The sequence below is a fragment of the Cupriavidus sp. HMR-1 genome, from assembly GCF_000319775.1.
Taxonomy (GTDB): domain Bacteria; phylum Pseudomonadota; class Gammaproteobacteria; order Burkholderiales; family Burkholderiaceae; genus Cupriavidus; species Cupriavidus metallidurans.
In genome coordinates this window covers 1-5,922 of sequence record NZ_ANKP01000159.1, presented here as the reverse complement: position 1 = coordinate 5,922, position 5,922 = coordinate 1, and the positions used below count along the sequence as shown (strand labels likewise).

The window sequence follows — 5,922 nt, the reverse complement described above, 5'->3', positions numbered from 1 at the left end:
CTTTCTTGTTAATTCAAGAGAGTATTTGCCTCCCAACTGGGAGGCCTTTTTTTTGTGCGCCCAGCATGGGCGCACTCCTGGTGTGCCCGACATGGGCGCATACCTGCGGGTGCAAGTCCCGCCGAAAGTTGGTCACGACGAACGAAGTGAAACGCAACTGCATGAGGGCGACTGAATGTGGGGAGGAAGCGTGGAACGTAAATCATGAGCCGATGAACAAGAACTGTCATATAAGGCGACGCCAAGCAGGGCGAGCGGGCCAGGAACCGCGAAACCCTCGTGACCAAGGCGAGGCGGCGTAGATGCGGCGGCTGTGTGGTGAAGGTATGTGTCTCTTACTCGGGGAGATCTCGCCTCGATCCTGAAAGGGTAACGGCGTCCGAGCCGGAGCGAGAAGTCAGCAGAGGTCGAGGTAGTTGGGGGTAGCGCCGGGAAGGCTCGATTCCGCCGACGAAGGACCGAACGAGAGGGAGTGTTCGAAGCCGTGTCGATGCAACAGGCATTGCGTCAGAAGCCCGCGCGAGCGGGGCGGGAGGGGGTAGCGGACGGTGAAGCCGGCCGGGAACTCGCTCGTGACGAAGCCTGTGGCCCGCGACGCGAATCGGAGGACACAGGGTCGGCGCTGCTGGCAGCAGCGCTGACGCGAGAGAACCTGAAGCAGGCGTTCAGGCGGGTCAGACGCAACAAAGGTGCCGCTGGCGTGGATGGTCTGGATATTGATCAGACCGCTCGCTATCTGGTGTCGGCGTGGCCGGAGATTCGCCAGCAACTGCTCAAGGGGACGTACCGGCCCAGTCCGGTACGGCGGGTAACGATTCCGAAGCCGGACGGAGGCGAGCGCGAGCTTGGTATCGCGACGGTGACGGATCGGTTGATCCAGCAGGCGCTGCTGCAGGTGCTGCAGCCGATTCTGGACCCTACCTTCAGCGAGCATAGCTACGGCTTCCGTCCCGGCAGGCGGGCGCACGACGCGGTATTGGCCGCGCAGTCGTATGTGCAGTCGGGTCGGCGAGTGGTGGTAGACGTGGATTTGGAAAAGTTCTTCGACCGGGTCAACCACGACATTTTGATCGACCGTCTACAGAAGCGCATCGATGATGCCGGAGTGATCCGGTTGGTTCGGTCGTATCTGAACGCGGGAATCATGGATGGCGGGGTGGTCATGGATCGGGACGAGGGCACGCCGCAAGGCGGGCCGTTAACGCCACCAACAATAGAGCAAACTGCCGGGCAAGATTGGGTCTGCGCATTTCGAGGGAGTGTCTGGCGCCCTGGTCCAGAAGCTGTGCTGACGTCCATGTGGACCTTGTCCTTGAGACGGTCGCTCCCGCTGACAGGCAGGTGCAGCGATGACCCGAAGACGTAAGAAGTGGAGCGTGCGTCTGGCCTTCGAGCCAAACCGCTATGCCCAAGAACAGTTACAAAAGGCCTACGAGCAGATCAATCCGATCGAAGCACGCGCGACGGCGCAGCCGTCCGCTACGCGGCCTGCAGAGTCCAGGCAAGCGACCATCAAGCGAGGTAGACGATGAGCAAAGCTGCGATGGTTGCGCTCTACGCGCGGGTATCCTCCGAACAGCAAAACAAACGCGGCACCATTGAAAGCCAGATCGCAGCACTGAAGGATCGTATTGCAGCTGACGGCGCGCAGATCGTCGACGACATGTGTTTCGTCGATGCTGGCGTGAGCGGCGCGACGCTGATCAGGCCACAGCTGGAGCGACTCAGGGACTGTGCGGCACTCGGTGCGATCGATCAGCTTTACATCCTGTCACCGGACCGGCTGGCGCGTAAATATGCGCATCAGGCGCTGCTGATGGAAGAGTTCTCGGCCTGCGGCGTCCAGGTGGTATTCCTCAATCACGCGATCGGTACGACGCCGGAAGAGTCGCTGCTATTGCAGATGCAGGGCATGATCGCAGAATACGAACGAGCGAAGATCTCCGAGCGTCACCGCCGTGGCAAGCTTCACGGCGCAAAACGCGGCAGTGTCAATGTCCTGTCCGGGGCGCCCTACGGCTACCGCTACATTCGCCGGCAACTCGACGGAACGCCGGCCCGGTACGTTATCGAGTTGCCCCAGGCTGCTACGGTCCGTGCGATCTTCCAGTGGGTCGGGATGGAGCGCCTGAGCATAGGGGACGTGGTACGCCGCCTTGCCGAGTCGGGTACTGTGACGGCGTCGGGGAAGCCGTACTGGGACCGCAGTGTGGTGTGGGGCATCTTGCGCAATCCTGCGTACATGGGGCGAGCCGCGTTTGGCAAGACGCAGTCACGCGACCATCTGCAGGTCCGCGTGCGTGCACAGCGTCACAGTGCCGACGTACCCAGAAAGCCGCATTCGACAACACGCACCGAACCGCAGGACTGGATCGAGATCCCAGTACCGGCCATCGTCAGCGAGGCGCTGTTCCAGGCGGCTCAGGAACAGCTTGCCGAGAACCGCAAGCTGGCGCGCCAGAGGCGCGAGAGTGCCCCGCTACGCCTGCTGCAAGGGTTGACGGTATGCGGCCAGTGCCATTACGCCTATTACGGAAAGAAGGTGAGCAAGGCAGCGGCGAAGGGGCATCAACAGGACTACGCCTATTACCGCTGTGTTGGGACCGATGCCTACCGTTTCGGCGGCCACCGCATCTGTGACAATCTGCAGGTACGAACAGACAGACTCGATGAGCTGGTATGGCATCAGGTTGTGGAATTGCTCAAGCATCCAGAACGCTTGAAGAGCGAATATGAGCGTCGACTGGATATGATGGAGCGCAGCGAGAAGAGTGCCTTCGACACGAGCAACTTAGAAAAGCAGCGGCTGCAGTTGGAAAAGGGCAAGTCCCGGCTGATCGACAGCTATGCGGACGGTATCCTCGATAAGTCAGACTTCGACCCGAAGATGCAGCAATTGAAGAATCGGCTTGAGCAGATTGAGCAGCAGATTCTTGAGTCCAGGCAGCAAGGCGCGGTGCAAAGCGAGCTGTTTCTAGTTATTAATCGGCTCGAGGAATTTGCAGGCGCCGTCACCGAAAGACTGGACACGATTGATCTTGAGACGAAGCGCAGGATCGTTTTGGGTCTGGTCAAGCGTGTCGAAATCCACAAGGATGAAATCGTTGTTGTGTTCAGGGTTGACCCACAGCCTGGGGCTCCCGACAGCGAAAATTCGAATGATTCAGACGACGGAGTGAAAAGTATGCAACGTTGTACGCGGCGTATTGTCGCCGCTGCTGGCCAACGTCCTGCTCGACGAAGTAGACCGGGAATTGGAGCGGCGGGATCACTGCTTCGCGCGCTACGCCGATGATTGCAACGTGTACGTGTGCAGTCGCCAGGCGGGCGAGCGGGTGATGGCGTTGCTGCGCCGGACTACTCCATGCGCAGGTTTGGTGTTCGCGCGTCGCAGGACATCCGTCAGAACGATCCGTAATCCACCAACTGTGTAGCCGCAGTTTCTCTGTGGACTCCAGAATAATGGGCTCTCAGGATTCGTTGGGGTACCGGCTTGGTCGCGCATGACAAGATAGTGCTCGAGCACGGTCATGACTCCAGGGGCCAGAGGCAAGCGACGTTTCTTATAAAACTTCGTCTCCCGAATCTCGATAGTCTGCTCACGTAGATCGACATCGCCGAGCACCAGACGCGCGATCTCACCTCCCCGAAGACCGGCACAGTACGCCAGCACGAGCATTGTGAAGAGCGTAACAGGACGCCACGGTGCCTTCGGCGAGGGATACGACAGCGCCGTCTGCAGAATGCGCTGTATCTCGTCGTCCGTGTAGAGATAGGGAGTTCGCTGCTGTTGCCGAGCCGCACGAGCAACCCCATCGCCGATGGGCAGAATCGGCACTCGCGGGTCAATCCGGTGCATCGCTTTAGACACGATGCGGCCGGCTCTCCGAGCCACGTAAAGCTGGTACGGCGACGGCTCCTCTTGACTCCAATGCTCAACGAGCTCGGCCAGCGGAAGCCCGCCCAGCTCAGGATGGCATTGCAAGAAGCGATCGAAGCGCAGGAGCGTCTCCTCTTCGGTGCGATAGCGATAGCCGAGGACGTGCATGTGCGCGATATACCCTTCCATCACTGGCCCAAGGAAACTTCCGAAGCAAGGGAGCCGCCGCGGTTTCTGAAGCGCAGCCTCGCTATCCTCACTGACGAGGGCTCGAACAATCGGTGCGGTGTGCGGACCGTACTGCCGATGTAATTCGGCGAATGGATTTGACGCGATGAGTTCCTGATCGTGCAGCCATTGAATATATCGCTCGATCAGGAGGGTTCGGTGATAGAGGATGTGTGCCTGCCACTTGAGACTGTGTTCCTTCAGCCATTGCTGCACGATTGATACATCCGGTGAAGTAATCGCGCCGCAGTTCGTGAGAAAGCTGTTGAAGTTGCAGAGGAGGTTCGCATAGTTTTTGTGCGTGGCAGGATGGCGAAAACCTTGCGCCCGCAAAAATTGCTCGACGGATGCTGCATCGATGGACGGGGAGTGAGTCATGGCAGAATTCCTCTTGGCAGATCAAGTCCGATGGTTCGCAGATCCTCGGTCGCGAGCTTCAGATATTCTGCGGTCGCGGCAGCAGACGTGTGACCCAAAACATCGCCGATGATCTTGAGCGGTACTCCAGACCGGAGCAGGCTCACGGCGCGTGCGTGGCGGAAGGCGTGAGGACCTTTCCTTCCTTGCGGCGTGACTCCAGCCGCCCTCAGACGAGCGCTCGTGACGCAGTTGAGGATCGATCCGTCCTTGAACGGGCGGTGCGGAGCCTGGATGCGCAGGAATAGCTCCCGATGAATGCTTGACGGGCGTGCCTTCTCTACGTATCGGAGCACGGCTTCACCTGGTTCGCGTAGCAATGGAAGCTCGGAGTAGGTTCCTGTCTTTGAGTGGCGCACGCGGAGAATGTCCCGCCTCCAGTCAATGTCGTCCAGGCGCAAATTTACGACTTCTGCAGCACGTAATCCGTAGGTCGACAACAGGATCAAGATGGCGTAGTCGCGCAGACCAACTGACGAGAGATCCTTCCGAGTCACCTCCAGAACGCGCTGCACTTCCTCTGTCCGAAGGGCGACCGGAATACCTTCGTGCTCATAGATGTGCGGTCCAATCACGGTGCTCGCGAGGTCGACGGCAGTGCAACCCGTGCGCCATAGGTGGCGAAGAAAATCGCGGAGGCAGACGGTTCGATCTTCGATGGAACTGCGCCGCAATCCGTCACAGCATTGCTTCAAGTACGCGTCAAGATCGCAAACACTCAGATCCGCAAGACCCTGCTGGTCTGCTCGCTGCCCGAGTGAAGTCAGGAATTGCAGCGCACGCTTGGTGCGCTTGGCTCGTGTCAGTGGGTGCAGTCCACGCAGGTCGCGCAACCACGCATCGTAGTCCTTGACGATGTCGCGATGAAAGACTTCGAGCGCGGTGCACGGTGGATCCGGAACTGGCCATGTTCCATGCACAAGACGCAGCATCATATTGATGGCACCGGTGTATCGATGTCGCCATCTCTGAAACGGAGGCAACTTGCTGTACCGTTTCCGCGAGAGCCGATATTGCCCGCGCAAGAACCGCGTCACGTGCCCCGAGCGAACGGCTTCGATCGACAGTCCATTACGGTCGCAGTAATCCAGTAACTGACGTACGCGGGCCGGATACCACCGTTGGATCCGTAGGGAATATCCTTCGGCCCTCAGATGAGCCTGCAGATTCTCGATCAAAAGCTCATCAGTTGATAGCGAAGCGGACATGGGAACCTCCTCGGACAAGACGAAGTATGAGGATGCCACGTGCCCATAATGGAAAGCAGAATCGCAAAAAAATGCGAACTGTCCTGGGACTCGGCAGTGTCCTTCCGATTACGGGATTCTTCGTATTAGGCGAGTAATCGAAAGCTTGCGATTACTCGCCTGCTAGGAATTCCAGTCGGTCGAATTGCT

2 protein-coding genes and 3 pseudogenes are annotated in these 5,922 nt (G+C 59.0%); 3 read left to right on the top strand and 2 right to left on the bottom strand.

Annotated features, from left to right (window positions below; all coding sequences use genetic code 11):
* Positions 1-484 precede the first annotated feature (484 nt).
* The 3 pseudogenes from D769_RS18645 to D769_RS32730 all read left to right on the top strand — a co-directional run.
* Positions 485-1,207: pseudogene (locus tag D769_RS18645) on the top strand (reverse transcriptase domain-containing protein); the annotation flags it as partial.
* A 321-nt stretch (positions 1,208-1,528) separates the two neighbouring features.
* Positions 1,529-2,680, top strand: a pseudogene (locus tag D769_RS32735) (recombinase family protein); the annotation flags it as partial.
* Between the two features lie 526 nt (positions 2,681-3,206).
* Positions 3,207-3,356: pseudogene (locus D769_RS32730) on the top strand (reverse transcriptase domain-containing protein); the annotation flags it as partial.
* On the opposite strand, the gene D769_RS32725 reads toward D769_RS32730, so the two are convergent.
* Positions 3,284-3,859 (bottom strand): tyrosine-type recombinase/integrase, encoded by a 576-nt coding sequence (locus D769_RS32725; protein WP_241227884.1) that lies wholly within the window; start codon positions 3,857-3,859, stop codon positions 3,284-3,286. The pseudogene D769_RS32730 and the gene D769_RS32725 sit on opposite strands and share 73 nt — an antisense overlap.
* 623 nt (positions 3,860-4,482) lie before the next feature.
* Entirely contained in the window at positions 4,483-5,733 is a 1,251-nt protein-coding gene (locus D769_RS18630; protein ID WP_008648153.1) for a site-specific integrase, read from the bottom strand.
* Positions 5,734-5,922: the final 189 nt, after the last annotated feature.

What these genes read in the sequence shown, in the direction of transcription:
- D769_RS32725 (WP_241227884.1), bottom strand. Translation starts at nt 3,859, where the DNA reads ATGCACCGGATTGACCCGCGAGTGCCGATTCTGCCCATCGGCGATGGG.
- D769_RS18630 (WP_008648153.1), bottom strand. Translation starts at nt 5,733, where the DNA reads ATGTCCGCTTCGCTATCAACTGATGAGCTTTTGATCGAGAATCTGCAG.